Origin of the sequence: Streptomyces sp. NPDC059166 (assembly GCF_042755185.1) — a bacterium.
Taxonomy (GTDB): domain Bacteria; phylum Actinomycetota; class Actinomycetes; order Streptomycetales; family Streptomycetaceae; genus Streptomyces.
The window spans coordinates 26,328-51,237 of the sequence record NZ_JBHZCI010000003.1 but is presented as its reverse complement, the minus strand read 5'-3'; the positions used below and the strand labels follow the sequence as shown (position 1 = coordinate 51,237).

The 24,910-nt window shown below is 71.9% G+C and carries 23 protein-coding genes; 3 read left to right on the top strand and 20 right to left on the bottom strand.

Features of this window, described 5'->3' with window-relative positions; genetic code table 11:
* Positions 1-28: 28 nt before the first annotated feature.
* From der to aroH, 5 genes are all read right to left on the bottom strand, one after another.
* Positions 29-1,498, bottom strand: coding sequence for a ribosome biogenesis GTPase Der (gene der, locus ACFXOA_RS02980; RefSeq protein WP_385021532.1), 1,470 nt, complete (start codon positions 1,496-1,498; stop codon positions 29-31).
* A 56-nt stretch (positions 1,499-1,554) separates the two neighbouring features.
* A complete protein-coding gene (locus ACFXOA_RS02975) occupies positions 1,555-2,154 on the bottom strand; it encodes a lysophospholipid acyltransferase family protein (RefSeq protein ID WP_385022083.1) in 600 nt (199 codons plus the stop codon).
* 65 nt (positions 2,155-2,219) lie between these two features.
* On the bottom strand, positions 2,220-2,936 hold the full coding sequence (gene cmk, locus ACFXOA_RS02970) for a (d)CMP kinase (RefSeq protein ID WP_385021529.1): 717 nt from the start codon (positions 2,934-2,936) through the stop codon (positions 2,220-2,222).
* Positions 2,937-3,058: 122 nt separating this feature from the next.
* A complete protein-coding gene (locus ACFXOA_RS02965) occupies positions 3,059-4,144 on the bottom strand; it encodes a prephenate dehydrogenase (RefSeq protein ID WP_385021526.1) in 1,086 nt (361 codons plus the stop codon).
* Positions 4,141-4,503 (bottom strand): chorismate mutase, encoded by a 363-nt coding sequence (gene aroH, locus ACFXOA_RS02960; protein ID WP_385021523.1) that lies wholly within the window; start codon positions 4,501-4,503, stop codon positions 4,141-4,143. The genes ACFXOA_RS02965 and aroH overlap by 4 nt, the downstream gene beginning before the upstream one ends.
* 225 nt (positions 4,504-4,728) lie before the next feature.
* Between aroH and ACFXOA_RS02955 the strand changes: the two genes are divergently transcribed.
* Together ACFXOA_RS02955 and ACFXOA_RS02950 are read left to right on the top strand one after the other, a co-directional pair.
* Positions 4,729-5,145 (top strand): Rieske (2Fe-2S) protein, encoded by a 417-nt coding sequence (locus tag ACFXOA_RS02955; RefSeq protein ID WP_385021520.1) that lies wholly within the window; start codon positions 4,729-4,731, stop codon positions 5,143-5,145.
* Positions 5,146-5,155: 10 nt separating this feature from the next.
* Positions 5,156-5,848 carry a DNA polymerase beta superfamily protein gene (locus ACFXOA_RS02950; RefSeq protein ID WP_385021517.1) on the top strand — a complete coding sequence of 231 codons (693 nt, stop codon included), beginning with the start codon at positions 5,156-5,158 and terminating at the stop codon, positions 5,846-5,848.
* 10 nt (positions 5,849-5,858) lie between these two features.
* Here ACFXOA_RS02950 and ACFXOA_RS02945 read toward each other — a convergent pair whose 3' ends face one another.
* The 15 genes from ACFXOA_RS02945 to ACFXOA_RS02875 form a co-directional block, all read right to left on the bottom strand.
* A complete protein-coding gene (locus ACFXOA_RS02945; protein ID WP_385021514.1) occupies positions 5,859-6,827 on the bottom strand; it encodes a class I SAM-dependent methyltransferase in 969 nt (322 codons plus the stop codon).
* A gap of 74 nt (positions 6,828-6,901) precedes the next feature.
* The gene (locus ACFXOA_RS02940; RefSeq protein WP_385021511.1) at positions 6,902-7,690 is read right to left on the bottom strand and encodes a DNA polymerase beta superfamily protein; all 789 of its coding nucleotides are present in this window, start codon (positions 7,688-7,690) and stop codon (positions 6,902-6,904) included.
* Positions 7,691-7,693: 3 nt separating this feature from the next.
* Complete coding sequence (locus ACFXOA_RS02935) at positions 7,694-8,716, bottom strand: ADP-ribosylglycohydrolase family protein (protein WP_385021508.1); 1,023 nt, start codon at positions 8,714-8,716, stop codon at positions 7,694-7,696.
* Complete coding sequence (locus ACFXOA_RS02930; RefSeq protein ID WP_385021505.1) at positions 8,713-9,468, bottom strand: NUDIX domain-containing protein; 756 nt, start codon at positions 9,466-9,468, stop codon at positions 8,713-8,715. Before ACFXOA_RS02930 ends, ACFXOA_RS02935 begins: the two co-directional genes overlap by 4 nt.
* Positions 9,465-10,541, bottom strand: a complete 1,077-nt coding sequence (locus ACFXOA_RS02925; protein ID WP_385021503.1) for an AAA family ATPase — start codon at positions 10,539-10,541, stop codon at positions 9,465-9,467. The genes ACFXOA_RS02930 and ACFXOA_RS02925 overlap by 4 nt, the downstream gene beginning before the upstream one ends.
* Complete coding sequence (pnuC, locus tag ACFXOA_RS02920) at positions 10,538-11,191, bottom strand: nicotinamide riboside transporter PnuC (protein WP_385021500.1); 654 nt, start codon at positions 11,189-11,191, stop codon at positions 10,538-10,540. The genes ACFXOA_RS02925 and pnuC overlap by 4 nt, the downstream gene beginning before the upstream one ends.
* A gap of 132 nt (positions 11,192-11,323) precedes the next feature.
* Positions 11,324-12,496: a pseudouridine synthase gene (locus tag ACFXOA_RS02915; RefSeq protein ID WP_385021497.1), complete on the bottom strand. Its 1,173-nt coding sequence runs from the start codon at positions 12,494-12,496 to the stop codon at positions 11,324-11,326.
* Positions 12,496-13,146 carry an SMC-Scp complex subunit ScpB gene (gene scpB, locus ACFXOA_RS02910; RefSeq protein WP_385021494.1) on the bottom strand — a complete coding sequence of 217 codons (651 nt, stop codon included), beginning with the start codon at positions 13,144-13,146 and terminating at the stop codon, positions 12,496-12,498. Before scpB ends, ACFXOA_RS02915 begins: the two co-directional genes overlap by 1 nt.
* On the bottom strand, positions 13,143-14,330 hold the full coding sequence (locus tag ACFXOA_RS02905; RefSeq protein ID WP_385021491.1) for a segregation and condensation protein A: 1,188 nt from the start codon (positions 14,328-14,330) through the stop codon (positions 13,143-13,145). Before ACFXOA_RS02905 ends, scpB begins: the two co-directional genes overlap by 4 nt.
* 101 nt (positions 14,331-14,431) lie before the next feature.
* On the bottom strand, positions 14,432-15,022 hold the full coding sequence (locus tag ACFXOA_RS02900; protein ID WP_385021488.1) for a hypothetical protein: 591 nt from the start codon (positions 15,020-15,022) through the stop codon (positions 14,432-14,434).
* Positions 15,007-16,125, bottom strand: coding sequence for a ParA family protein (locus tag ACFXOA_RS02895; RefSeq protein WP_103513592.1), 1,119 nt, complete (start codon positions 16,123-16,125; stop codon positions 15,007-15,009). The genes ACFXOA_RS02900 and ACFXOA_RS02895 overlap by 16 nt, the downstream gene beginning before the upstream one ends.
* A gap of 358 nt (positions 16,126-16,483) precedes the next feature.
* On the bottom strand, positions 16,484-17,599 hold the full coding sequence (gene ald, locus ACFXOA_RS02890; RefSeq protein WP_385022080.1) for an alanine dehydrogenase: 1,116 nt from the start codon (positions 17,597-17,599) through the stop codon (positions 16,484-16,486).
* Between the two features lie 144 nt (positions 17,600-17,743).
* Positions 17,744-19,816, bottom strand: coding sequence for a tetratricopeptide repeat protein (locus ACFXOA_RS02885; RefSeq protein WP_385021484.1), 2,073 nt, complete (start codon positions 19,814-19,816; stop codon positions 17,744-17,746).
* A 379-nt stretch (positions 19,817-20,195) separates the two neighbouring features.
* A complete protein-coding gene (locus ACFXOA_RS02880; RefSeq protein ID WP_385021481.1) occupies positions 20,196-20,822 on the bottom strand; it encodes an NUDIX domain-containing protein in 627 nt (208 codons plus the stop codon).
* 83 nt (positions 20,823-20,905) lie between these two features.
* A complete protein-coding gene (locus ACFXOA_RS02875; protein ID WP_362548818.1) occupies positions 20,906-22,576 on the bottom strand; it encodes a CTP synthase in 1,671 nt (556 codons plus the stop codon).
* 438 nt (positions 22,577-23,014) lie between these two features.
* On the opposite strand from ACFXOA_RS02875, the gene ACFXOA_RS02870 reads away from it, so the two are divergent.
* On the top strand, positions 23,015-24,817 hold the full coding sequence (locus ACFXOA_RS02870) for a glycoside hydrolase family 15 protein (RefSeq protein ID WP_385022077.1): 1,803 nt from the start codon (positions 23,015-23,017) through the stop codon (positions 24,815-24,817).
* Positions 24,818-24,910 lie beyond the last annotated feature (93 nt).

Here is a 24,910-nt window from a genome sequence, read left to right as displayed (position 1 = left end):
GGATCCGGGGCTTCGCCGTACCGTCAGCTCACTTCTTGCGGCCGCGCTTCTCGCGCACCCGCACCGAGATGTGCAGGGGCGTCCCCTCGAAGCCGAACTCCTCGCGCAGCCGCCGTTCGACGAAGCGGCGGTAGCCGTGCTCCAGGAAGCCCGACGAGAAGAGCACGAACCGCGGCGGCTTGGTGCCCGCCTGCGTGCCGAAGAGGATCCGGGGCTGCTTGCCTCCACGCACCGGGTGGGGGTGCGAGGCGACGATCTCGCCGAGGAACGCGTTGAGCCTGCCGGTGGGGACGCGGGTCTCCCAGCCCTCGATCGCGGTCTCGATCGCGGGGACCAGCTTCTCCATGTGCCGCCCGGTGACCGCCGAGACGTTGACGCGCGGGGCCCAGGCGATCTGCCCGAGCTCCGTCTCGATCTCGCGCTCGAGGTAGTAGCGGCGCTCCTCGTCGAGGGTGTCCCACTTGTTGAAGGCCACCACGACGGCGCGGCCGGCCTCCACCGCCATGGTGACGATGCGCTGGTCCTGGACGCTGATGGACTCGCTGGCGTCGATCAGGATGACCGCGACCTCGGCCTTCTCCACCGCCGCCGCCGTACGCAGCGAGGCGTAGTAGTCCGCGCCCTCCTGGAGGTGCACCTTGCGGCGGATACCCGCGGTGTCGATGAACTTCCACGTGGTCCCGCCGAGCTGGATCAGCTCGTCGACCGGGTCACGGGTGGTGCCGGCGAGGGGGTTGACGACGACGCGGTCCTCCCCCGCGACCTTGTTGAGCAGGGAGGACTTGCCGACGTTGGGGCGCCCGATGAGCGCGATACGGCGCGGGCCGCCCAGGGCGGTGCCGAAGGTCTGCGCCGGTGCCTCCGGCAGGGCCTCCAGGACGGCGTCCAGCATGTCGCCGGTGCCGCGCCCGTGGAGGGAGGAGACCGGGTGCGGCTCTCCGAGGCCGAGCGACCAGAGGGCGGTGGCGTCCGCCTCTCCGCTCTGGCCGTCGACCTTGTTGGCGCACAGGACCACGGGCTTGCCCGCGCGGCGCAGCAGCTTGACGACGGCCTCGTCGGTGTCGGTGGCCCCGACGGTGGCGTCGACGACGAAGACGACGGCGTCAGCGGTCTCGATGGCGTACTCGGCCTGTGCGGCGACGGACGCGTCGAGGCCGAGGACGTCCTGCTCCCAGCCGCCGGTGTCGACGACCTTGAAACGGCGGCCGGCCCATTCGGCCTCGTAGCTGACGCGGTCACGGGTGACACCGGGCTTGTCCTGGACGACGGCCTCGCGACGGCCGATGATCCGGTTCACCAGGGTCGACTTGCCGACATTCGGGCGGCCGACGACGGCGAGCACCGGGAGCGGTCCGTGACCGGCCTCACCGATCGCGCCCTCGACCTCTTCGAGGTCGAACCCCTCCTGCGCGGCGAGCTCCATGAACTCCGCGTACTCGGCATCGCCAAGTGCTCCGTGCTCGTGGTCCGAGCCGCCGGAGTGAATCTGGTCGTTCATGAAGTCCGTTCCTCTTTGCATCATCATCGATGGGCCGCGATCGCGCGGCCCACTACTCAGGTCCTGGCCTGGCGCCCGGTGAGGCGCCTGGCGTTCTCCAGGTGTGCGGTCAGCTCGGCCTGGATCCGGAGGGTCGCCTCGTCCAGCGCCTTCCTGGTGCGCCGCCCGCTGCCGTCACCGGCCTGGAAGGCGTCGCCGAAGACGACGTCGACCCTGCTGCGCAGCGGAGGCAGCGCACGTATCAACCGTCCGCGGCGGTCGGTGCTTCCCAGGACCGCCACGGGGACGATCGGCGCACCGCCCCGTACGGCGAAGTACGCGAGCCCCGCGCGCAGGGAGGCGAAGTCGCCCTCGCCCCTGGTCCCCTCGGGAAAGATCCCGAGGACCCCGCCGCCGTCCAGCACTCCGAGTGCCTGGGTGACGGCACCCCGGTCGACGGTCGTACGGTCCACCTTCAGCTGACCGATTCCGCGCAGGAACGGGTCGAGCGGGCCGACGAACGCCTCTTTCTTGATCAGGAAGTGCACCGGCCGGGGCGCGGTGCCCATCAGCATAGGTCCGTCGAGATTGTGCGCGTGGTTCACCGCGAGTATGACGGGTCCCGTGGTGGGGACCCGCCACGCGCCCAGCACCCTGGGCTTGAACAGCCCGTACATGAGCCCGATGCCGATCCCGCGCCCGACGGCCGCTCCGCGCGGTGCCGGCGCGGTGATGGCTTCGGTCACTTCGCGGCCTGCTTCTCCCCGACGAGGGTGACGACGCACTCGATGACCTGGGCCAGCGTCAGCTCCGTGGTGTCCACCTCGACGGCGTCGCCGGCCTTGGCCAGCGGCGAGGTCTTGCGGCCCGAGTCGGCGGCGTCCCGCTTGACCAGCGCCTCCTGGGTGGCAGCGAGGTCTGAGCCCTTCAGCTCGCCGCTGCGGCGCGCGGCACGCGCTTCGGGCGAGGCCGTCAGGAAGATCTTGATGTCGGCGTCCGGCAGCACGGTGGTGCCGATGTCACGGCCCTCGACGACGATGCCGCGCTCCGCCTCCCGGGCGATCGAACGCTGCAGCTCGGTGATGAGGGCGCGTACCTCGGGCACGGCGCTCACCGCGCTGACCCGGGAGGTGACCTCCTGGGTGCGGATGGGGCCCGAGGCGTCCTCGCCGTCGACCGTGATCGTCGGTGCGGCCGGGTCCGTGCCGGAGACGATGACCGGCTTCGACGCGGCCGTGGCGATCTCGGCGGGGTCGCTGACGTCGATGCCGTTGTTCAGCATCCACCAGGTGATCGCGCGGTACTGCGCCCCGGTGTCCAGGTAGCTCAGGCCGAGCTGCGCGGCGACGGCCTTGGAGGTGCTCGACTTGCCGGTGCCGGAGGGGCCGTCGATGGCGACGATCACTGCGGCCGGGGCGGTCCGGGCGGCGGTGCTTACGGTTTCCACGGTGGTGGACACCTTCCTGGTACACGGTGACGGGCGAGCGGGGCCACGGGACGGCCTCCCACAAGGTTACCGAGTGCGCGAAGCGCGTTTGCACGCCTGTCGCGCCCCGGCTCCCCGGGGGGCCGGACCACACGTCAGGGGCGGATCGACCAGCCGCGCTCGCCGAGGGCGGCGCTCAGCACGGGCGCGGCGCTGGGCTCGACCATCAGCTGGACCAGGCCCGCCTGCTGACCGGTGGCGTGCTCGATGCGGACGTCCTCGATGTTGACGCCGGCCTTTCCCGCGTCCGCGAAGATCGCCGCCAGCTCGCCCGGCCGGTCGCTGATCAGCACGGCGACGACCTCGTACGAGGCCGGGGCCGCGCCGTGCTTCCCGGGGACCCTGACCCGGCCGGCGTTGCCCCGGCGCAGGACGTTCTCGATGGACTCGGTGCCGGTGCGGCGCTCGTCCTCGTCGGCGGACTGGAGGCCCCGGAGCGCCCTGACCGTCCCTTCCAGGTCGGCGGCGACCCCGGCCAGCACGTCGGCGACCGGGCCGGGGTTGGCGGAGAGGATCTCCACCCACATCCGGGGGTCCGACGCTGCGATGCGGGTGACGTCCCTGATGCCCTGGCCGCACAGGCGTACGGCGGTCTCGTCGGCCTCCTCGAGCCGGGCCGCGACCATCGACGAGATCAACTGCGGGGTGTGGGAGACGAGGGCGACGGCGCGGTCGTGGGCGTCGGCGTCCATGACGACCGGCACCGCCCTGCACAGCGCGACGAGCTCCAGTGCGAGGTTCAGTACCTCGGTGTCGGTCTCCCGCGTCGGGGTGAGCACCCAGGGACGGCCCTCGAAGAGGTCCGCCGTGGCGGCCAGGGGCCCCGAGCGTTCCTTCCCGGCCATCGGATGCGTCCCGATGTACGGGGTGAGGTCGGCGCCCAGCGCCTCGAGCTCACGGCGCGGGCCCCCCTTGACGCTGGCCACGTCGAGGTAGGCGCGGGCGAGCCCGTCACGCATGGCGGTGGCGAGCACGGAGGCGGTGTGGGCCGGCGGCACGGCGACGATCGCCAGGTCGACGGGGCCTTCGGGCGCCTCGTCCGTCCCGGCGCCGAGGGCCGCCGCCGTCCGTGCGGAGGACGGGTCGTGGTCGGCGAGGTGGACCTGGATGCCCCGGCTCGCGAGGGCGAGGGCGGCGGAGGTGCCGACCAGGCCGGTTCCGATGACGAGCGCTGTTCTCACTGGGCGATGTCCTTGCGGAGGGCGCCGGTGGCGCCGAGGTAGACGTGGCTGATCTCGGCCTTGGAGAGATATGTCTCGACGTGGGCGAGGATACGGACCACGCGGGGCATCGCCCCGGTGATGTCGAGCTCCTGGGCACAGATCAGCGGTACGTCGACGATACCGAGGCCCCGGGCCGCGGCCGCCGGGAAGTCGCTGTGCAGGTCGGGGGTGGCCGTGAACCAGACACTGATCAGGTCGTCGGCGATGAGCTGGTTGCGTTCCAGCACCGCTGTGAGGAGTTCACTCACCCGCTCGTCCATGTGCCCGGCGTCGTCCCGGTCCAGCTGGACGGCTCCACGGACTGCTCGTACCGCCACGTCGTACCCCTCGTCGCCTCGTGCTGCGTGCCCTTTCAGCCTAGAGGTGCGGTGGGCGCGCCGGTCACCGTGCTCTGTCCGTGAGACGGGGCGGACGGGGTGGCGTTCCGTGCCCCGGTCGGACGCACCGGCCGCCCGGTTGCGGGGCGGGGGCGCCGGACGGAGCGACGATGCCTCTCGTCGGCCGCGTCTCGCCCCGGCACAGGTCACCTCGCGAGGAGAACCATGAACGCACGGCGGAGGACGGTCCTGACCGCGGGAGCGGCGGGAGCCGCGGCACTGGCGGCCGGCTGCGGGTCGTCGGGCGACGGCGGGGGCGGGGAGAGCTCGTCCCCCGCGTCCGCGGGCACGGAGCTGGCGAAGACCTCGGACATCCCGGAGGGCGGCGGAAGGATCTTCGAGGACCGGAAGATCGTGGTGACCCAGCCCGCAGCCGGGCGGTTCAAGGCGTTCTCCGCGGTGTGCACCCATGCGGGCTGCATCGTGTCCTCGGTCGCCGGGGGCACGATCGACTGCGCCTGTCACGGCAGCCGCTTCAGCATCGAGGACGGGGCGGTGGAGCAGGGCCCCGCCACCCGCGCCCTCCCGGCCGAGCGGATCACCGTGGAGGGCGGCGGCATCCGGATCGCGCAGGGGGCGTAGCCTCACCCGCATGATCGCCCCTGACGGCGCACGGCTGGTGCGGGAGCACACCGTCTACGCCTGTGTGATGGGTTCCCGTGCCTTCGGGCTGGCCACCGACGGCAGCGACACGGACCGGCGCGGGGTCTTTCTCGCGCCCACACCGCTGTTCTGGGGCTTCACGAAGCCCCCGACCCATGTGGAGGGTCCGGCCGACGAGCAGTTCTCCTGGGAGCTGGAGCGCTTCTGCGAGCTGGCCCTGCGGGCGAACCCCAATGTGCTGGAGTGCCTGCACTCCCCGCTCGTGGACCGGATCGACGCCACCGGCCGCGAGCTGCTGGACCTGCGCGGGGCCTTCCTGTCCCGCCGCGCCCACGGGACGTTCGTGCGTTACGCCCTGGGGCAGCGGCGGAAGCTGGAGGCCGATGTGCGGATGCACGGCGTCCCGCGCTGGAAGCACGCCATGCACCTGCTTCGGCTGCTGGCGTCCGGCCGTGACCTGCTGCGGACGGGCGAACTGCGGATCGAGGTCGGGGACGCGCGCGAGGACCTGCTGTCCGTGAAGCGGGGCGAGGTCCCGTGGGCCGAGGTGGAGCGCCGTATGAACCGGCTCGCCGAGGAGAACGACGAGGCCGTCGAACGCTCCCCGCTGCCGCCGGAGCCGGACCGGGAACGCGTGGAGGCGTTCCTGGTCCGGGCCCGGCGGGCTTCGGCCGGCGGGTGACCGGGGACGGTCAGGAGGGGCGGCGGGCCAACCACAGCTCCCGGACGGAGCGGACGACCAGGTCGTCCCGGTGGCGGACGTCCTGCGGTCCCCCGTCCAACAGGGCGCCGAGCGCCGCGAGGTCGGCGGGGGCGATCCTGCCGTCCAGGGCGCCGCGGATGCGGGAGAACACGATCCGCGCGTAGCGGCCGACGCCCTCGGGCAGCGGGGCGCGCAGCTCCAGCCGCTCCGTGTGCTCGTGCTCGACGGTGAAGCCGGCCTCGGTGAGCCGCTGACCCCAGTCCGCGCCCAGGTGCGGGACCTGCTCCCCGTGGAGTGCGTCCATGGCCTCGCGGCAGCGTGCCTCCAGGCCGGGGCCGCCCTCCTCGCCGGCGTCCGGCAGGAAGCGCGGGAGCCCGTCCAGCTCGGCGACGGCGAGCAGCCCGCCGGGGCGCAGCGCGGCCCGGGCCCCGGCAAGGGCCGCGGCGGGGTCGTCGACGTGGTGGAGCGAGGCGGAGGCCCAGACGAGGTCGGCGTCCTCGACCCCGGCGAGCCCGTCGCCCGCGTCGGCCTCCAGCGGGCGTACCCGGTCGCCGAGTCCCTTGGCGCGGGCCGCCTCGACGAGCCGGGCGAGCATCGTGGGGGAGCTGTCGACGGCGGTCACCGTGGCGCGGGGGAAGCGCTCCAGCAGGGCGAACGTCCCCGTACCGGTGCCCGAGCCGAGGTCGACGACGTGTCCGACGCCCTCTGCGCCCCCGGCCAGATGCGCGATCCGGGCGGTCACGGATTCGATGTACGGCGCGAAGAGCGCGGCGTCGAGGTCGAGCATCTCGGCGAGCTCGTCGTCCCGGACCGCGTCGTCCGTGTGGTGGTCGTGTCCGTGGTGTTCGTGCCCGTGGGTGTGGTGACCGTGGGCGGGGCGGTCCTGTGCCTGGTGGTCGTGAGCAGGGGACGTGGCGCCGTGGTCGTGGGCGGGCGGCCGGGATGCGGAACGAGTCATGTCGCCACTATGGAAGTTGTTTGCGTCGAAGGCAACCAAGCTTGCCGTTCCCGCAAATTTCTGGGGTCCCGGAATCAGGAGGCCGGCTCCGTCAGCCGGACCCGGACGACGAGATCGTGCAGAGCGCCGAAGCCCGACGGGGCCTCGGCGAGGTGCGAGCCCGCCTGGGCTTCGTCGAGCACGGCGTGCAGCGCCTCGATGTCGCGCGCCGCCCGTCCCGCGTCCACCAGGTGCGCCGGTCCGTGCTCGGCCCCCGCCTTGGCCTGGATCAGTTCGGGAAGGTAGGCCGGGGCGGCGACCTCGTCCAGCAGGGTCGGCAGATGCGCCACCAGCGTGCCGGTGCGCATCAGGTGGATGCCGGTGAGCAGGGCCCGGAACGTGTAGAGCAGCGGCTTGAGTTCACCGGTCCTCCCGAACAGCCGCCACTGCGTGCCCGCGAAGCCGCGGTAGTGGTGGGCGTGGTTGCTGGTCACCACCGCCGGTGCCAGCGAGGTCAGTTCGGCGTGCAACTGCGTGCTGTGCACCACCAGCGGGGAGAGCAACTGCTCCAGGACGTAGCCGTTCGGTTTCAGCATGAGACGGACGAACTTGCGCAGGTCGTGGGTGACCAGATCCATCTCGACGCCGTCGTGGTCCCACATCCGCGACCGCGTCTCCTCCGGTTCCCGGAGCCCGACCAGGTCCTTCGCGGGCAGGACGTGGACCCCCCGCAGGTCCACGTCCGAATCCTGCGAGGGGAAGCCGTACAGGTGGGCTCCCGAGACCGTCGCGAAGGCGAGCGGGCACGGTTCCCCGCCGATCACGGACGCGAGGTCGATGGCGGGGAGCCCCGCGCGGGCCAGGAGGCCGGGGTCTGTGTTCATCGCTCAAGCGTCCCAGAGCGCCGCCAGGGAGAGCAGGTCACTGCGGTACTCGATGCGCTCCGACCACTCCTTGGGCCAGGCCCCGGCTCCGAGGTGCGCACCGGAGAGAGCACCGGTCATGCAGGCCAGGGAGTCGGAGTCGCCGCGGGTGCACGCCGCTCTGCGCAGCGCGGTGACTGGCTCCTCCGGGAAGAGGAGGAAGCAGTGCAGGGCGGTGGCGAGGGCCTCCTCGGCGATCCAGCCGTCACCGGTGGCCTCGCAGGGGTCGGTCTCGGGAGACGGGGAGCGCAGGGCGTCCTGGACCCGTGCGAGGGCGGTGAGGCATTCGTCCCAGCCGCGGCTGATGAAGGCCTCGGGCGAGGCGTCGTGGGTGTAGCGCCACAGGTCACCGAGCCACCGCCTCAGGTAGCGGCCGCGGTTCTCGTAGGCGTACGAGCGCAGCTGGCCCACCAGGCCGAGCGGCTCGGTCCCCTGGGCGAGCAGGTACACCGCACGGGCCATCAGGTCGGAGGCGGCCAGCGCGGTGGGGTGGCCGTGGGTCAGCGCGGCCTGGAGCTGGGCGGCTCCGGCGCGCTGTTCGTCGCTCAGCCCCGGTACCAGGCCGATGGGCGCGACGCGCATGTCGGCGCCGCACCCCTTGGATCCGGTCCGGCTGGCCTCCTGCCAGACCCGGTCGCCCTCGAGGAGTTCGCACGCCTCGATGCAGGTGCGGCCGGGAGCGCGGTTGTTGTCGGGTGAGCGGTTCCAGCGCACGAACTCCTCCCGCACGGGGCCCGCCATCCGCTCCGGGGTGAGCAGGCCCTGGTCCATCGCGGTGCGTATCCCGCGTCCCAGCGCGATGGTCATCTGGGTGTCGTCGGTGACGAACGCCGGCGTCGGCAGGGCCATCTGCCGCCAGGGCCCGCACTTGGCGAGGATGGAGGGGACGTCGTCGAACTCGGTGGGGAAGCCCAGCGCGTCGCCGAGCGCGAGCCCGGTCAGCGCGCCGGTGGCGGCCTGCTTGGTGAGAATCCTTGTCGGGATCATGGTCTCCGTCCTTGTGTCCGTCCTTCGGGGCGCCCGTCAGGGCGCAGCAGCGGGGGGTGCAGGGCGGTGGCGGCACCCGCCCGGTAGAGGGCGGCGGGTTTCCCCCGCCCTCCGGTGCGGCGCGGCGGTCCGTCCACGGCCTGGACGAAGCCGGGTGTGGCCAGGACCTTGCGCCGGAAGTTGGGCCGGTCGAGCTCGACGCCCCAGACGGTCTCGTAGACCTGTTGGAGCTCGCCGAGGGTGAACTCGGCGGGACAGAAGGCGGTGGCGAGGCAGGAGTACTCGAGCCTGGCGCCGATGCGGTCGTGCGCGTCGGCCAGGATGCCATCGTGGTCGAAGGCCAGCGGCCCGGTGCCGCTCACGTCCCACCACCGGGCGCTGGCCGCGTCCCCGCCGCCGTGGGGTTCGGGGAGGTCGGGCACGAGAGCGGCATAGGAGACGGAGACGACCCGCATCCTCGGGTCGCGGTCCGGGTCGCTGTAGGTGCGCAGTTGTTCGAGGTGGAAGGCGCGGACCGACTTCTGGGTGAGGCCCGTCTCCTCCGCGAGCTCGCGGCGGGCCGCCTCCTCCGCCGACTCCCTCGGCAGGACGAAACCGCCGGGCAGTGCCCACCGCCCCCGGTAGGGGGCCTGTCCGCGTTCGACGAGCAGCACGTGGAGCCGCGCCTCGCGGACGGTGAAGACGGCGAGGTCCACGGTGACGGCGAAGGGCTCGAAGGCCCGGGGGTCGTAACCGTCGGGGGCGGTGCTCATCGCTTCTCCGGCAGGGGTGCGGTGAAGTGCCATCCGGCGGAGAGCAGTTCGTCGACGGCTGCGACCGCGGTGCGCAGCCGCTCCTCGCGGGTGCCCGTGATCTCGATGAACCGCCTGCCGGTACGGGTGAGTTCGGCACGGAAGCGGTCGGTCATCCAGGGTCGCAGCTCCTCGCCGTCGCGCAGTCCGTCGTCCTCGAAGGGGACTCCCTCGTGGTCGGTGAGCAGCCAGAGGTGGTGGCTGACCCGGTCAGCGGTCAGCTCGACGAGGGGGTTGCGCCCGCCGATGTAGCGCTCGTGCCAGACGGTGGTGGCGAACGAGTCGGTGTCGCAGAAGAGCACCGGGGAACCGGCCCGCGCCGCGGCCTCCTCCCTGGCGTTCTGGGTCTCGGCGATGCGGGGGAACTCGTCGGTGGTGAAGGCCACGTCCTCCCACTGCGCGCCGGGCCACCGCGCGCGCAGGGCCGCGAGCTTCTCCTCGCTGAACTCCCGCCCGTACTCGGAGACGTACCCGGTGCGCGCCCACACACCGCCGCGCCGGCGGTAGTGGGCCGCCAGGGCGCGGGCCAGCGTCGTCGTGCCGGTGGACTCGGCGCCGAGGACCACGACCCGGCGGGCGAGCGCGGCGCGTACGGGTGGCTCCAGGTGGTCCCAGCAGCGGACGGGGTCGGCGCGGACCGCGGTGCCGGAGACCGGGAAGAGCGTGCGCTCCGGGTCGACGAGGACGGACCGGGCGCCGAGGCGGCGGGCGAGCTCCTCGCCGTACGGCTCCGAGGTGAAGACGACGTCGACCGGTTCGGGCACGGCGGTGGTGAACACCTCCATGTGCGCGTCCCAGACGGCGGCGTCGGTGAGGTCCACGGGGATGTCGTCCACCGCCCCCACGACCCGTACGTCGGGATGGACCTCGCGCATCCAGGCGACCCGGTCCGCGAGGGGCACCGATTCGACGGAGGCGGCGCAGACCAGCACGGTGAGCCGCTCGCAGCGGTCCCGCGCGGTGCGGACCAGGTGGTGGTGGCCGGCGTGGGGCGGATAGAACTTGCCGAGGACGAGGCCGTGTCCGTGCTTCACGCCGCCACCGCCCCGATCTCGCGCGGGTGCGGGGCGAGGTCCCGTCGCCAGTCACGGAGCCCGATCAGGCAGAGGGCGAGGAAACCGGCGTAGAGCAGGGATGTCAGGTAGAGCCCCTTGTAGGCGTAGAGCGGGATGTAGACGAGGTCGGCGGCGATCCACAGCCACCAGGACTCCACCCTCTTGCGGCACTGCCCGTACGTCGCCATCAGCGACAGCGAGGTGGTCAGTGCGTCCCAGAAGGGCACGGTGGAGTCGGTGGCCCGGGAGAGCAGCAGGGTGAGACCGAGCGTCCCCACCGCCCCCGCCGCGAGCAGCCAGGCCCATTCGGTGCGGGTGGTGCTCCGCACCGGCAGGACGGACGAACCCGGTCCACCCCCGTGGGTCCAGGTCCACCAGCCGTACGCGGCGAGGGAGATGAAGACGATCTGCAGGCCGGCGTCGGCGTACAGACCGGACTGGGTGAAGAGCAGGATGAAGAAGAGGTTGTTGGCGATGCCGATGGGCCAGTTGGCGAGGTGCTGACGGGCCACGAGCCACACGCACAGCGCGCCGCTGCCAAATCCCAGCACCTCGGTCCAGCTGACCGGTGTGCCGAGAACCGTCACCAGGGGCTGCTGCAGGGGGTCGAGTATGTCCGCGAGCGTCACCGCGCCGCCTCCTTCTTCTTTATGGTCACTCTGACTATAAAGAAGAACGGGGGACGGCGAAAGGCCCGTGGCCGGTCCCGTTCGATTTTCGAAAGGGACCGGCCACGGGCCTCGACCGCGGGTGAGGTTGCCTTACAGGCCGACCTCGTTCATCAGCATGCCCACCTCGGTGTTGGTCAGGCGGCGCAGCCAGCCCGACTTCTGGTCGCCCAGCGGGATCGGCCCGAACGACGTCCGCACCAGCCGGTCGACCGGGAAGCCGGCCTCGGCCAGCATCCGGCGGACGATGTGCTTGCGGCCCTCGTGGAGGGTGACCTCGACCAGGTAGTTCTTGCCGGTGTTCTCGACGACGCGGAAGTGGTCGGCGCGGGCGTACCCGTCCTCCAGCTGGATGCCGTCCTTCAGCTTCTTGCCGAGGTCGCGCGGGAGCGGCCCCTGGATGGCGGCCAGGTAGGTCTTCTTCACCCCGTACTTGGGGTGGGTCAGCCGGTGTGCCAGCTCACCGTGGTTGGTGAGCAGGATGATGCCCTCGGTCTCGGTGTCGAGACGGCCCACGTGGAACAGCCGCGTCTCACGGTTGGTGACGTAGTCACCGAGGTTCTGCCGACCGTCGGGGTCCCCCATGGTGGAGACGACACCTGCGGGCTTGTTCAGCGCGAAGAAGAGGTACGACTGGGTGGCGACCGTCAGGCCGTCGACCTTGATCTCGTCCTTCTGCGGGTCGACGCGCATGCCCTGTTCGAGGACGATCTCGCCGTTGACCTCGACCCTGGCCTGCTCGATCAGCTCCTCGCAGGCCCGGCGGGAGCCCATGCCGGCGCGGGCGAGGATCTTCTGCAGACGCTCGCCCTCCTGCTCGGCGCCCGGGTGGGTCTTGGGCAGTTTGATCTCGGGCTTCCCGGCGTACCTGTCCCGGTTGCGCTGCTCGATCTTCGCGTCGAGCTCCCGGGGGCGGGCGGGCGCGCCCTGGCGGCGGCCGCCCTTGCTCACGTTCTGCGCGGACTTCGGGCCGCCCTTGGCCCCACCGCGCGCGGCGGAACCACGGCCCTTGCGGGGGCCGCCGTCGCCGCCCGGCTTGTCGGAGCCGACGTCGTAGCGGCGCTCCTCGGGACGGGGCCGGCGAGGGCGCTGCTCCTGCTTGTCGTCGCGCTTGTCGTCGCGCTCGGAGCGGGGAACCCGGGGGTTCGGGTTGCTGTTCCTGCCGGTGCCGGCGTTGTTCCTGCCACGGCCGCCGCCACCGCTCCGGCCACCGCTCCGGCCGCCGCTGCTGCCGCCGCTTCCGCTGTTCCTGCCACTGCTTCGCATCAAAAATCCGTCTTGTCGTCTGCGTGAGTATCCGGGGTGTCCGGTGCGTCCGGATCGAACGACGGCACACCCTCTAGCGTCTCAGCCTCGATCGCGTCCGCCTCCGGGAGGAAGGGCGCGAGCTCCGGGAGCTCGTCCAGGCCGCGCAGGCCCATGCGCTCCAGAAAGTAGTTCGTCGTCCTGTACAGGATCGCACCTGTTTCGGGTTCCGTGCCCGCCTCCCCGACGAGACCCCTCTGGAGCAGGGTCCGCATGACGCCGTCGCAGTTGACTCCGCGCACCGCGGACACCCTCGACCGGCTGACCGGCTGACGGTACGCGACGACCGCGAGGGTCTCCAGCGCGGCCTGCGTGAGCCGGGCGTGCTGGCCGTCCAGGACGAAGCCCTCGACGGCCTGCGCGTACTCGGGACGGGTGTAGAAGCGCCAGCCACCGGCGACGAGCCGCAGGTCGAAGCCGCGGCGCTGGACGGTGTACTCGTCGGACAGCTCGCGCAGGGCGTCCGACACGGCCCGGCGGGGCCGTTGGAGGATCCTGGCGAGGTGCTCCTCGGTGGCGGGCTCGTCGACGACCATGAGGACCGCCTCCAGGGCGGGCTTGAGGTCGAGCCCGGCGACCGTGGTGCCGTGTCCGTCGTCTTCCGTACTCATGACCGTGCGTCCTCCTGCGGCTCGCGCGCCTCTTGGTCGAACTCGTCCGTGACCACCGGCTCCGCCCCCTCGGCCCCGGCCCAGCGCACCAGCAGGTCGCCGAGCGCCTCCTCCTGCTCCAGCGCGACCGCCTTCTCCCGGTAGAGCTCCAGCAGGGCCAGGAAGCGGGCGACGACCGTGAGGGTGTCCGCCGCGTCCTCGGTCAGTGCCCGGAAGCTGATCTCGCCCTCCGCACGCAGCCGCGCCACCACGATCTCCGCCTGCTCGCGGACGCTGACCAGGGGCGCGTGGATGTGGTCGACGTAGACCTGGGGCTTCGGCCTCGGCTGCATCGCCTTGACGGCGAGCCGGGCGAAACCCTCCGGGCCGATGCTGATCACCACCTCGGGCAGCAGCGCCGCGTGCTGGGGCTCCAGTCCGACCGTACGCGGGTGGCGGCGCGACTCGGAGTCCAGCCGTTCGCTGAAGATCCCGGCGATCCGCTTGTACGCGCGGTACTGCAGCAGACGGGCGAAGAGCAGGTCCCGTGCCTCCAGCAGGGCGAGGTCCGCCTCGTCCTCGACCTCGGCCGTGGGAAGCAGCCGGGCGGCCTTCAGGTCCAGCAGGGTCGCGGCGACGACCAGGAACTCGGTGGTCTGGTCGAGGTCCCAGTCCGGCCCCATGGACCGGATGTGGGCCATGAACTCGTCCGTGACCTTGGACAGGGCGACCTCGGTCACATCGAGCTTGTGCTTCGAGATCAGCTGGAGGAGCAGGTCGAAGGGGCCCTCGAAGTTGACCAGCCGCACGGTGAACCGCCGCTCGCCACCGGCCTCGGCGTCCGGGTCCGGCCGTCCGGCCGCGCCCTCGGCGGATCCGGTGCCGGCCCGCGGAACCCGTCCCGCCGGCTCCGGCTCGGGTACGACGGGCTGCGTGCCGCCCGCGGCGGGCTCCGTGCCGGACAGGGAGGGAGCCTCCGGCTCCCGGGCGGGGGCTGGGGGCGAGGACGGCTCGGGCAGCCCTCGGGAAGGCGCTGGAGGCGCCGGGAGGGCCTCCGGCGCTCCGGAGGCCGCGGGCGAGGACGCGGGCGGCGTCACGAGCGCCTCGGCGCCCTGAGGCAGCTCAGCCGGGGCCGCCGACCGTATCCCCGGGCCACGGCCGAGGGCACGGCGGGTGGGGCGGGGCGTGTCGTCGGCAGTCGGCATGTACTCGGGTCCAGGGGTGCGGCGGGAGGTGGGCGGTGCGCCCCGGGGCCGGGCCGCGCGTACGGCGGCCCTCCCCCGGCAGGCTACCGCCGCCTCGCCGCTCAGCGGCCCCGCAGTCTCCGTACGAGGATGCTCGCGTCGCCCCGCGACTCGAGGTCGGCCAGCACCACGGCGACGGCCTCCCGGACGATGCGCCCGCGGTCCACCGCCAGGCCGTGCTCACCGCGCAGCACGAGACGTGCGTGCTCGAGGTCCATCAGTTCCTCGGCCGACACGTAGACGGTGATCTTCTCGTCGTGGCGCTCGCGGCCGCTCGGCCGGCGGTTCGCACCCCGCCCGGCGCCCCGCCCGCGCTGCGGCTGGACGGAGGGAGCGGCGTCCTGGGGCGGCGTACGGGCCGGGGGCGGGGCGGGCGCGCTCCTGTCCTCGGCCTCCGCCCGGCCCCGGGAGCCTCCGCCCCCGTCGTCGGCCGCCGCGTGCTCCTCCCGGGGCGCGCCCGGTGCGTCACCGCTCGTCTGCGCCCCGCCCTGGCCGGTGTCCGCCGGCGGCTCGCTCCCGCCGGAAGGCGCGGGGACCCGCGCCTCGCCGTTCGCCTTGCGTCGCCGCTCGGCCGGGGACGAGGCCTGCAGGCCCATGCCCCCGGTGGTACGGAACAGCTCGTCGGCGCCCGGCAGACTCACTCGGCGTGACACCGGGCGAGCACCTCCCTGGCGAGCTGGCGATAGGCGGCCGCACCGACCGAGTTCGAGGCGTACGTGGTGATGGGCTCACCGGCGACCGTGGTCTCGGGGAAACGCACGGTCCGTCCGATGACGGTGTGGTAGACGTGGTCGTCGAAGGCCTCCACGACACGTGCGAGCACCTCACGGCTGTGCACCGTGCGGGAGTCGTACATCGTGGCGAGGATGCCGTCCAGCTCCAGCTCGGGGTTGAGACGCTCCTGGACCTTCTCGATGGTCTCGGTGAGCAGGGCCACGCCTCTCAGCGCGAAGAACTCGCACTCCAGCGGGACTATCACCTTGTGAGCGGCCGTCAGGGCGTTCACGGTGAGCAGGCCGAGTGAGGGCTGACAGTCGATCACGATGTAGTCGTAGTCGGCCATCAGCGGCTTCAGGGCGCGCTGGAGCGTCGACTCCCGGGCCACCTCGCTCACCAGCTGCACCTCGGCGGCCGAGAGGTCGATGTTGCTGGGGAGCAGGTCCATGTTGGGCACGGCCGTCTTCAGCAGCACCTCGTCTGCGGCCATGCCCCGCTCCATGAGCAGGTTGTAGACGGTGAGGTCGAGCTCCATCGGGTTGACCCCGAGGCCGACGGACAGGGCTCCCTGCGGGTCGAAGTCGACGAGCAGCACGCGCCGGCCGTACTCGGCGAGTGCGGCGCCCAGGTTGATGGTCGACGTGGTCTTGCCCACGCCGCCCTTCTGGTTGCACATCGCGATGATCTTCGCGGGACCGTGGTCGGTCAGCGGACCGGGGATCGGGAAGTACGGCAGCGGGCGGCCGGTCGGGCCGATCCGCTCACGGCGCTGACGGGCGGCGTCGGGCGCGAGCGTGGCCGCGTACTCCGGGTCGGGCTCGTATTCGGCATCGGGGTCGTAGAAGTGCCCCTCGGGCACCTCGGCGAAGTCGGCGAAGTGGGCGGTCTCCCGGCCACTCTCGTTGCCGGCCATGGCGTTCACGTGTAGGCCGTCCATCATCTGGGGGGCTGTCGTCATCTGCTGGTGGGTGGCGAAGGTGCGGACAGCGACGGAGCCGACAGCTTCGAGCCCGATCGGGCTCAGACCCCGTGCGGGCATCCCTGGTTGACCACCCCCGGGAGTAATTGTCGACTCATTCACAAGTCGTCTTACCTCCTTGGATGTGACCAGGAAACTTATCGATAGGTCAGCGTGGCACCATGCCGACGATTGGCGACTCTATGGCGTGTCACCGGTTCGCAGCAACACAATCCGCCGGACCCGGCCCGATGTGTCGGCAATCGAACACCCCGCTGTCAAGAGCGGGAAGGGTCCGGGGAGCGCCTTTGACGAGGGTGCAAAACGGGTAGAGGGTTACGTCTCCGACGAGTTGCGCCCGGTACGCGGACGCGTCCGGCCGGACCTCGCGGGGCGAGGTCCGGCCGGACGCGTGAGGTTGACGGGGAGCGTTGACCGCTCAGCCGAGAAGCGTCTCCAGCGCGACGTGGTCGAGGCCGTGCGCCTCGGCGACCTCGCGGTAAACCACCTGTCCGTCATGGGTGTTGAGACCCTTGGCGAGCGCGGCGTCACGGCGCAGCGCGTCCACCCAGCCGCGGTTCGCGAGCTCCAGGATGTAGGGGAGCGTGGCGTTGGTCAGGGCGTACGTGGAGGTGTTGGGCACCGCGCCGGGCATGTTCGCGACGCAGTAGAAGACCGAGCCGTGGACGTCGAAGGTCGGGGCGGCGTGCGTAGTCGGCCGGGAGTCCTCGAAGCAGCCGCCCTGGTCGATCGCGATGTCGACAAGAACACTTCCGGGCTTCATCTTGGCGACGAGCTCGTTGGTGACCAGCTTGGGGGCCTTGGCTCCGGGGATGAGCACGGCGCCCACGACGAGGTCGGCCTCGACGACCGCCTTCTCGAGCTCGAGGGCGTTCGACACGACGGTCCGCACCTTCGTGCCGAAGACCTTGTCGGCCTCGCGCAGCTTGTTGATGTCCTTGTCGAGCAGGGTCACGTGGAAGCCGAGGCCGACCGCGATCTGCGTGGCGTTCCAGCCGGACACCCCGCCGCCGATGACGACGGCCCGGGCCGAACCGGTGCCGGGGACACCGCCGGGGAGCACACCGCGGCCGCCGACCGAGCGCATCAGGTGGTAGGCGCCGACCTGCGGGGCAAGACGCCCGGCCACCTCGGACATCGGGGCGAGCAGAGGCAGGGCGCGGGTGGCGGTCTCCACCGTCTCGTACGCGATGGCGGTGGTGCCCGAGGCGAGCAGCGCGTCCGTGCACTCGCGGGAGGCGGCGAGGTGCAGGTAGGTGAAGAGGGTCTGGCCCTTGCGGAGGCGGTGGTACTCCTCGGCGACCGGCTCCTTGACCTTGAGCAGCAGGTCGGCGGCGGCCCAGACCTCGTCGGCGGTGGGGAGGATCCGCGCGCCGGCGGCCACGTACTCCGCGTCCGGGATGGAGGAACCCTCGCCGGCGTGCTGCTCGACGAGGACCTGGTGGCCGTGGCGGACGAGCTCATGCACTCCGGCAGGGGTGATCGCCACCCGGAACTCGTTGTTCTTGACTTCGCGGGGGATGCCGACCTTCACGTCGATCACGGTCCTTGGCTCGGTGATGTGCTCGGACATGGCGGGACATACCCGCATGAAACAAGCATAGGCGGAAACACCGCAGCGATGCGCGGCAGAGCCATCATTAATGAAGGGCTTCGCGCTGTCTAGCCTTACAAAGCATTAATTTTCGACGGATGCACTACGGATTTCGCAGGCCCCACCCTCTTCTCCGAGCAGTCGATCGGCGGCGGCGCGGTGCAGCCGTGCCGCCGCCGGGTCCCCGAGCCTGTCCAGGGTGTCGGCCAGCCTCAGCTCCAGCGCGGCCTGCAGGCGCAGGTCGCCCGCCCGGTGTGCCAGCTCGACCGCCTCCCGGCAGGTGCGGAGCGATTCCTGCGGCCGCCCTGCGTACTCCTGAACCCGGGCCGCCTCGCTGAGCGCCCGCGCCTGGGCGGGGACGTCCCCGGCCCTGCGGTGCCCGGCCGCGGCCGCCCGCCAGTCGCGCAGGGCGTCGCCGTAGCGCCCGGCGTAGGTGTGGACGGCGCCGAGCCGTCCGTACAGCCGTGCCGCGTCGGCCGGCTCCCCCTGGCCGAGCCGCTGCGCGAGGGCCCTGCCGTACCAGTCGGAGGCCCGGTTGAAGTCGCCCAGTTCGGCGTAGGCGCCTGCTGCGGATTCCATCGCCCGGCCGGTCGCGTAGAGGTCACCGGCCTCGCGCCCGGCGTCGAGGGCCGCCCGGTAGCGCGTCAGCGCCTCCCGCGTGCGGCCGGTCCTGGCGTCCAGATCGGCGAGGTTCAGCAGGGCGGCGGCCTTCTCCCGGGGCAGGTCACGGCGCTCCGCCACATCGAGGACCAGGCTGTGCAGCCCGTAGAGCACGGGAGCGGCGCCTTCGGTGCCCCGGTGCGCCGCGAGAGCCCTGACGAGCGCGGCCACCAGCCGGCGGGCGAGGGTGTCCAGATCGCCCTCCCGCACGGCGGAGCGGGCGGCGGCCAGCAGCGCCGGCTCGCGGGCCTTCAGCCACTCGGCGGCGGACTCCGGGTCGGGGAAGCGCAGGGACCGGGGCAGTCCGGCCAGCCTGCGGCGCGCCGGGGAGTCCTCGGGGTCGGTGACCGCCCGGCACGCCTGGAGCCGGCGTACGGTCCGCTCCAGCATCCTGGCCCGCGCCAGCTGGATCTCGGCCGGCCGCTCCCCCTCCTCCAGCGCGGCACGCACCAGCGGGGCGAGGCAGCCCGGGAGTTCGTACTGCGCGTGTCGCGCGCCGTTCGTCCTGAGCAGCCCGAGGCGCACGAAGTCGTCGAGGGCGGTCTGCGCGGCCGGCACCGAACAGCCTGCGAGCGCGGACGCGGTGTGGGCGTCGGCCAGTCCGGCGGGCGCGAGGGCGAGCAGGCGCAGGGTCCGGGCCGCCGTGGGAGGGAGCGTCTCGTGGACCAGCCCGAAGGTGCGGGCCAACTGCCGTGAGCCGGTCGGCTGCTCGGGCACGTTCCGCTGCTCCTGCAGCTGCCTGACGGCATCGGCGACCGACGCGCCCGGCCGCGCGGCGAGCCAGCCGGCGACCAGGGTGAGCGCGGCGGGCCGGCCTCCGCACTCCTCCGCCAGCGCCTCGGCGGTGCGGGGATCGACGGTGACGCGGACCTCCCCGATGGACCGGGCGAGCATCCGTACCGCGGATCCCGTGTCCAGCCCGCCGATGGTGCACGGGCGGACTCCCGGGATCCCGGTGAGGGGGCCGGACGCGGTCGCCACGACCAGGCAGTCCGGGTTGTCCGGGAGCAGTGGATCGACCTGTTCCGCGTCCACCGCGCCGTCGAGCACGATCAGGGCGCGGCGCGAGGCGAAAGCCTCCCGGACCATGCCGGAGAGCTCGTCCTCGTCGGCTCCGGGCGGGACGGGGACGGAGAGCAGGTCCAGCAGTCCGCGCGCCGTGCGCTCACCGGGTACCCGTTCACCGTCCGGATCGGTGAGCTGGACGCGGAACACCCCGTCGGGGTAGTCGCCGGGTTCGGTGAGCCTGCGGGCGAGTTCGGCGGCGAGGGCCGAGCGTCCGGATCCGGGCCCCCCGGCGATCAGCAGGACCCGGGCGCGGGCCGCTTTGCGGCCCGCGAGCGTGTCCAGGCCGGCTCGCCCCACATCCTCCTGAAGGGCTTTCAGTTCTCTTTCGCGGCCGAAGAATCGAGGAGGAGTGACGTCCGGCAGTTCATCGGCTCCGGACGCGCCCGCCGTTTCGGCCGGGCCGCTGGTGTCCACCGCCTGATCGGTCACGGGCCACGCTCCACTTCGCTGCACGCGGTTGCCCGCCGGAACTCCGTGCGGGGCCTTTCGAGCGTAAGGGCTGTCCCGCGGTTCCCGGTGGATCAGCGCGCGGCGTCGGATGCGGCGCATCGCACGGCGGGGGGACGTCCGCGTACCGGTATGTACGCGGGCGTCCCGGCAAGGCGGCGAGATGCGGCAGCCGTCGTCTCGCGCCCGCCTGGAATCGCGCGGCAGCCCTTCGCCCGGTGGTGCGGACGATCATGGCCGAGCGAGGCGGACTCACCGTCGACCGGATGAGCATTTCGCACGATCAGCCGTTCACCTGCCCGGCCCCGGTCGCCGTGGCGACGGGCCGGAGCACCGGACGGCGGGCAACCGTGACGCGCCGTCAGGCCTCGAAGGGCCGCGCGGGCCAGGGCGCGTCAGCCGGGCGGAGCGAGTCGATCCCGTCACCCGCGAGCACCGCGGTCAGCGAGAGGACGCCGACGACCAGGCAGTTGTTGTGCAGGTCGCCCGCGAGCACGCCCCGGACGAGGTCCTGCAGGGGCACCCGCCCCTCCTCCATGTCGGCCTCCTCCTCGGAGACCGCGAAACGCTCGCCCTCCGCCTCGGAGAGGTCGCGGGCGAGGAAGATGCGCACGGCCTCGTCGCAGCCGCCCGGCGTGGTGTAGACGTCGGTGAGCACCCGCCAGTCCTCGGCCTTGACGTGCGCCTCCTCGTAGAGCTCGCGCTGCGCGGCGTGCAGCGGGTTCTCACCGGGGATGTCGAGGAGCCCCGCCGGGATCTCCCACAGCTTGTGACGCACCGGGTGCCGGTACTGCCGCAGGACGAGGACCCGGCCCTCGTCGTCGAGTGCGAGCACCGCGACGGAGCCGGGGTGGACCTGGTAGTCGCGGCTGTGGACGCTGCCGTCGGGCATCACGACGTCGTCGGTGCGGACGCTGGTCTTGTTGCCGGTGAAGGGGGTCACCGACGCGGTGACCTGCCACTCCTCGGGCGTGTCCTGGAAACCCATGTACGTCCTCCCACGAACAAACGGAAACCGGGGTACCCCGTCCCCTGCGGGACGTGTACCCCGGTCAACCGTATCGCTTCGGACTACGCGTCGGCGCCGGTCCCCCGCGCCGCGACCTGGCGCTCCACGGCGGCCTTCACCAGGCCGGCGAAGAGCGGGTGGGGGCGGGTCGGGCGGGACCGCAGCTCCGGGTGCGCCTGGGTGGCGACCAGGTAGGGGTGGACCTCGCGCGGGTACTCGACGTACTCGACGAGCTTGTTGTCCGGGGAGGTGCCGGAGAAGACCAGTCCGGCCTTCTTCTCCAGCTCCGCGCGGTAGCCGTTGTTCACCTCGTAGCGGTGGCGGTGGCGCTCCTCGACGTAGGGCTCACCGGCGTACGCCTCGCGCACCAGCGATCCCTCGGCGAGCTTCGCCGGGTACAGGCCGAGGCGCATGGTGCCGCCCAGGTCGCCCGCGCCCTCGACGTACGCCAGCTGCTCCTCCATCGTGGAGATGACGGGGTGCCCGGTGGCGGCGTCGAACTCGGTGGAGTTGGCGTCGGGGATGCCGGCGAGGTTGCGCGCGGCCTCGATCACGATGCACTGCAGGCCGAGGCAGAGGCCGAGCAGCGGCACCTTGTTCTCACGGGCGAACTGGATGGCGCCGACCTTGCCGACCACACCGCGCTCGCCGAAGCCGCCGGGGATGCAGATCGCGTCGACGTCGCCGAGCTGCTTCTGCGCACCGGCCGGGGTCTTGCAGTCGTCGGACGCGACCCACTTGACCTTGACGCGGGCCTTGTTCGCGAAGCCGCCGGCGCGGATGGCCTCGGTGACCGAGAGGTAGGCGTCGGGCAGGTCGATGTACTTGCCGACCAGCGCGACGGTGACCTCGTGGTCGGGGTTGTGGACCCGGTCGAGCAGGTCGTCCCAGGTGGTCCAGTCGACGTCGCGGAAGGGCAGGTCCAGCTTGCGGACGACGTAGGCGTCCAGGCCCTCGGTGTGCAGCACCTTGGGGATGTCGTAGATCGACTTGGCGTCGACGCAGGCGACCACGGCGGAGTCGTCGACGTCGCACATCAGCGAGATCTTGCGCTTGATGGCGGTCGGGACGTCGCGGTCGGCACGCAGGACGATGGCGTCGGGCTGGATGCCGATGTTGCGCAGGGCGGCGACGGAGTGCTGGGTGGGCTTGGTCTTCAGCTCGCCGGAGGGGCCGATGTAGGGCAGCAGCGAGATGTGCACGACGAAGACGTTGTCGCGGCCGACCTCGTGGCGCACCTGGCGGACCGTCTCCAGGAAGGGCAGCGACTCGATGTCGCCGACCGTGCCGCCGACCTCGGTGATGACGACGTCCACGTCGTCGGTGGCCATGCGGCGGATGCGGTGCTTGATCTCGTTGGTGATGTGCGGGATCACCTGGACGGTGTCGCCGAGGTACTCGCCACGCCGCTCCTTGGCGATGACCTGCGAGTAGACCTGGCCGGTGGTGACGTTGGCCGAGCCGTCGAGGTCGACGTCGAGGAAGCGCTCGTAGTGGCCGATGTCCAGGTCCGTCTCGGCGCCGTCGTTCGTGACGAAGACCTCACCGTGCTGGAACGGGTTCATCGTGCCGGGGTCGACGTTGAGGTAGGGGTCGAGCTTCTGCATGGTGACCCTGAGGCCACGCGCCTTGAGCAGGGCACCCAGGCTGGAGGCAGTCAGACCCTTGCCGAGGGAGGAGGCGACACCCCCGGTGACGAAGATGTGCTTGGTCGTCGTGGATGTGGGCTGCATAGCCAAAGGGGGCTCCCGTGGTCGCGATCGTGAGGTGCGTTCCGGCGTGCCGCACGGAGGATTCCGGGGGTGCCGTCGCTGCGGTTCGGGGGCCTCGTCCACTGTGGGGACGACCACCGGTCCACGGGCTACCAGGGTATCAGCGACGAGGGGAGGTCGCTTCCAGCCATGCCCCGGCCCCACCGAACACAAGATCATCACCTTCGTTTCAGGTCCCACCCATTCGCCGGTGACAGACGGCGGACAAGTTGCGGACAGTCGCGCGGATCTCCCGGGTGCGTCGTATCCTGCTCGGACACTCGCTGCCGAGTTGGCCGGCCCAGCGGCTCCACCCCAGCCCGCTCACCCGCGCAAGAGCTCGTCGGTTCTATTACAACGACCCCTTGACCAGCAGTAAGCGCCCTGCGGGGCGACATGGCCGTTCGACTGGAGACGCACGTGGCCGGGCGCATCGAGGATTACGCACTCATCGGAGACATGCAGACCGCAGCCCTGGTCTGCCGGGACGGAACGGCGGACTGGCTGTGCCTGCCACGTTTCGACTCCCATGCGATTTTCGCCGGGCTTCTCGGCACCGAGGAGAACGGTTTCTGGCGGCTGGGACCCGCCCGTGCCGAAGGGGCTCAGCCCCCGGCCGCGGACCGGCGCCGCTATCGCGGTGACTCGCTCGTCCTCGAATCGGAGTGGGACACCCCCAGAGGCACGGTCCGGGTGACCGACTTCATGCCGCCGCGTGACGGTGCCCCGCAGCTGATCCGCATCGTGGAGGGCGTGAGCGGCCGGGTCCCCATGCGCTCCGAGCTGCGGATGCGGTTCAGTTACGGCCGGGTCACCCCGTGGGTCCACAAGGTGGACGGCCGTACGGTCGCCGTCGCGGGCCCCGACTCGGTGTGGCTGGACACCGAGGCGGAGACCTACGGCCAGAACCTGACGACGTACTCCGACTTCACCGTGGCCCCGGGTGACCGGATCGCGTTCACCATCAGCTGGCAGCCCTCGCACCACGAACCCCCGGGTGTACCGGAGCCCGAGTCCTCGCTGACGGCGACGGAGGACTTCTGGCGCGAATGGGTCGAGCAGTGCACGTACCACGGCCCCTACCGGGAGGCCGTCGTCCGCTCGCTGATCACGCTGAAGGCACTCACCTACGCCCCGACCGGCGGCATCGTCGCCGCCCCGACCACCTCCCTGCCGGAGGACATCGGCGGCTCACGGAACTGGGACTACCGCTACACCTGGCTGCGCGACGCCGCGATCACGCTCTCCTCGCTGCTGCGCACGGGCTACCGCGAGGAGGCGCGTGCCTGGCGTGAGTGGCTCCTGCGGGCCGTCGCCGGTGACCCGGAGAACCTTCAGATCATGTACGGCATCGCCGGAGAGCGGGAGCTCGGGGAGGCGGAGCTGGACTGGCTGCCCGGGTACGAGAACTCCGCCCCGGTCCGGGTCGGCAACGGCGCGGCGAACCAGCTCCAGCTCGACGTGTACGGCGAGGTCACCGAGGCGCTGCACCTCGCGCACATGACGGGGCTGACCCGCAACGACTACGCGATGGGCCTCCAGCTGAAGCTGATCAGCTATCTGGAGAAGCACTGGGAGGAGCCCGACGAGGGCATCTGGGAGGTGCGCGGGCCGCGCCGTCACTTCGTGCACTCCAAGGTGATGGCCTGGGTCGCGGTGGACCGCACGATCAAGCTGATCGAGTCCGGCGACGCGGAGGGGCCGCTGGAGCGGTGGTACCAGCTGCGCGACGACATCCACCGCGATGTCTGCGAGCGGGGCTACGACAAGGAGCGCAACACCTTCACCCAGTCCTACGGGTCCCAGGAGCTGGACGCCTCCCTGCTCCTGATCCCGCAGATGGGTTTCCTGCCGCCCGACGACAAGCGGGTCATCGGCACGATCGAGGCGATCCAGCGGGAGCTGTCCACGGAGGACGGCTTCGTCCTGCGGTACCCCACCGAGGGTGACGACGCGGGCGTGGACGGCCTGGAGGGCGACGAGGGCGCGTTCCTGGCCTGCTCGTTCTGGCTGGCGGACGACCTGGCGATGATCGGCCGCGTCGACGAGGCCCGCCGCCTCTTCGAGAAGCTGCTGTCGCTGCGCAACGACCTAGGTCTGCTGGCCGAGGAGTGGGACTCCGGCCTCCAGCGCCAGGTGGGCAACTTCCCCCAGGCGTTCAGCCACGTCCCGCTGATCGACACGGCTCTGCGGCTGACCGCCAGCGGAGCGTACGCGGGCTGAGCCGGGCAGCGCTGAGGACCCCTCCAGAACCGGCCGATCCGGACCGCCGGACCTAGACTGGAGGGGTCCCGCAACGCCCTGCGAAGGGGGCTC

What these genes read in the sequence shown, in the direction of transcription:
- der (WP_385021532.1), bottom strand. Translation starts at nt 1,498, where the DNA reads ATGAACGACCAGATTCACTCCGGCGGCTCGGACCACGAGCACGGAGCA.
- ACFXOA_RS02975 (WP_385022083.1), bottom strand. Translation starts at nt 2,154, where the DNA reads ATGTACGGGCTGTTCAAGCCCAGGGTGCTGGGCGCGTGGCGGGTCCCC.
- ACFXOA_RS02955 (WP_385021520.1), top strand. Translation starts at nt 4,729, where the DNA reads ATGAACGCACGGCGGAGGACGGTCCTGACCGCGGGAGCGGCGGGAGCC.
- ACFXOA_RS02950 (WP_385021517.1), top strand. Translation starts at nt 5,156, where the DNA reads ATGATCGCCCCTGACGGCGCACGGCTGGTGCGGGAGCACACCGTCTAC.
- ACFXOA_RS02945 (WP_385021514.1), bottom strand. Translation starts at nt 6,827, where the DNA reads ATGACTCGTTCCGCATCCCGGCCGCCCGCCCACGACCACGGCGCCACG.
- ACFXOA_RS02940 (WP_385021511.1), bottom strand. Translation starts at nt 7,690, where the DNA reads ATGAACACAGACCCCGGCCTCCTGGCCCGCGCGGGGCTCCCCGCCATC.
- ACFXOA_RS02935 (WP_385021508.1), bottom strand. Translation starts at nt 8,716, where the DNA reads ATGATCCCGACAAGGATTCTCACCAAGCAGGCCGCCACCGGCGCGCTG.
- ACFXOA_RS02930 (WP_385021505.1), bottom strand. Translation starts at nt 9,468, where the DNA reads ATGAGCACCGCCCCCGACGGTTACGACCCCCGGGCCTTCGAGCCCTTC.
- ACFXOA_RS02915 (WP_385021497.1), bottom strand. Translation starts at nt 12,496, where the DNA reads ATGCGAAGCAGTGGCAGGAACAGCGGAAGCGGCGGCAGCAGCGGCGGC.
- scpB (WP_385021494.1), bottom strand. Translation starts at nt 13,146, where the DNA reads ATGAGTACGGAAGACGACGGACACGGCACCACGGTCGCCGGGCTCGAC.
- ACFXOA_RS02905 (WP_385021491.1), bottom strand. Translation starts at nt 14,330, where the DNA reads ATGCCGACTGCCGACGACACGCCCCGCCCCACCCGCCGTGCCCTCGGC.
- ACFXOA_RS02895 (WP_103513592.1), bottom strand. Translation starts at nt 16,125, where the DNA reads ATGCCCGCACGGGGTCTGAGCCCGATCGGGCTCGAAGCTGTCGGCTCC.
- ACFXOA_RS02880 (WP_385021481.1), bottom strand. Translation starts at nt 20,822, where the DNA reads ATGGGTTTCCAGGACACGCCCGAGGAGTGGCAGGTCACCGCGTCGGTG.
- ACFXOA_RS02875 (WP_362548818.1), bottom strand. Translation starts at nt 22,576, where the DNA reads ATGCAGCCCACATCCACGACGACCAAGCACATCTTCGTCACCGGGGGT.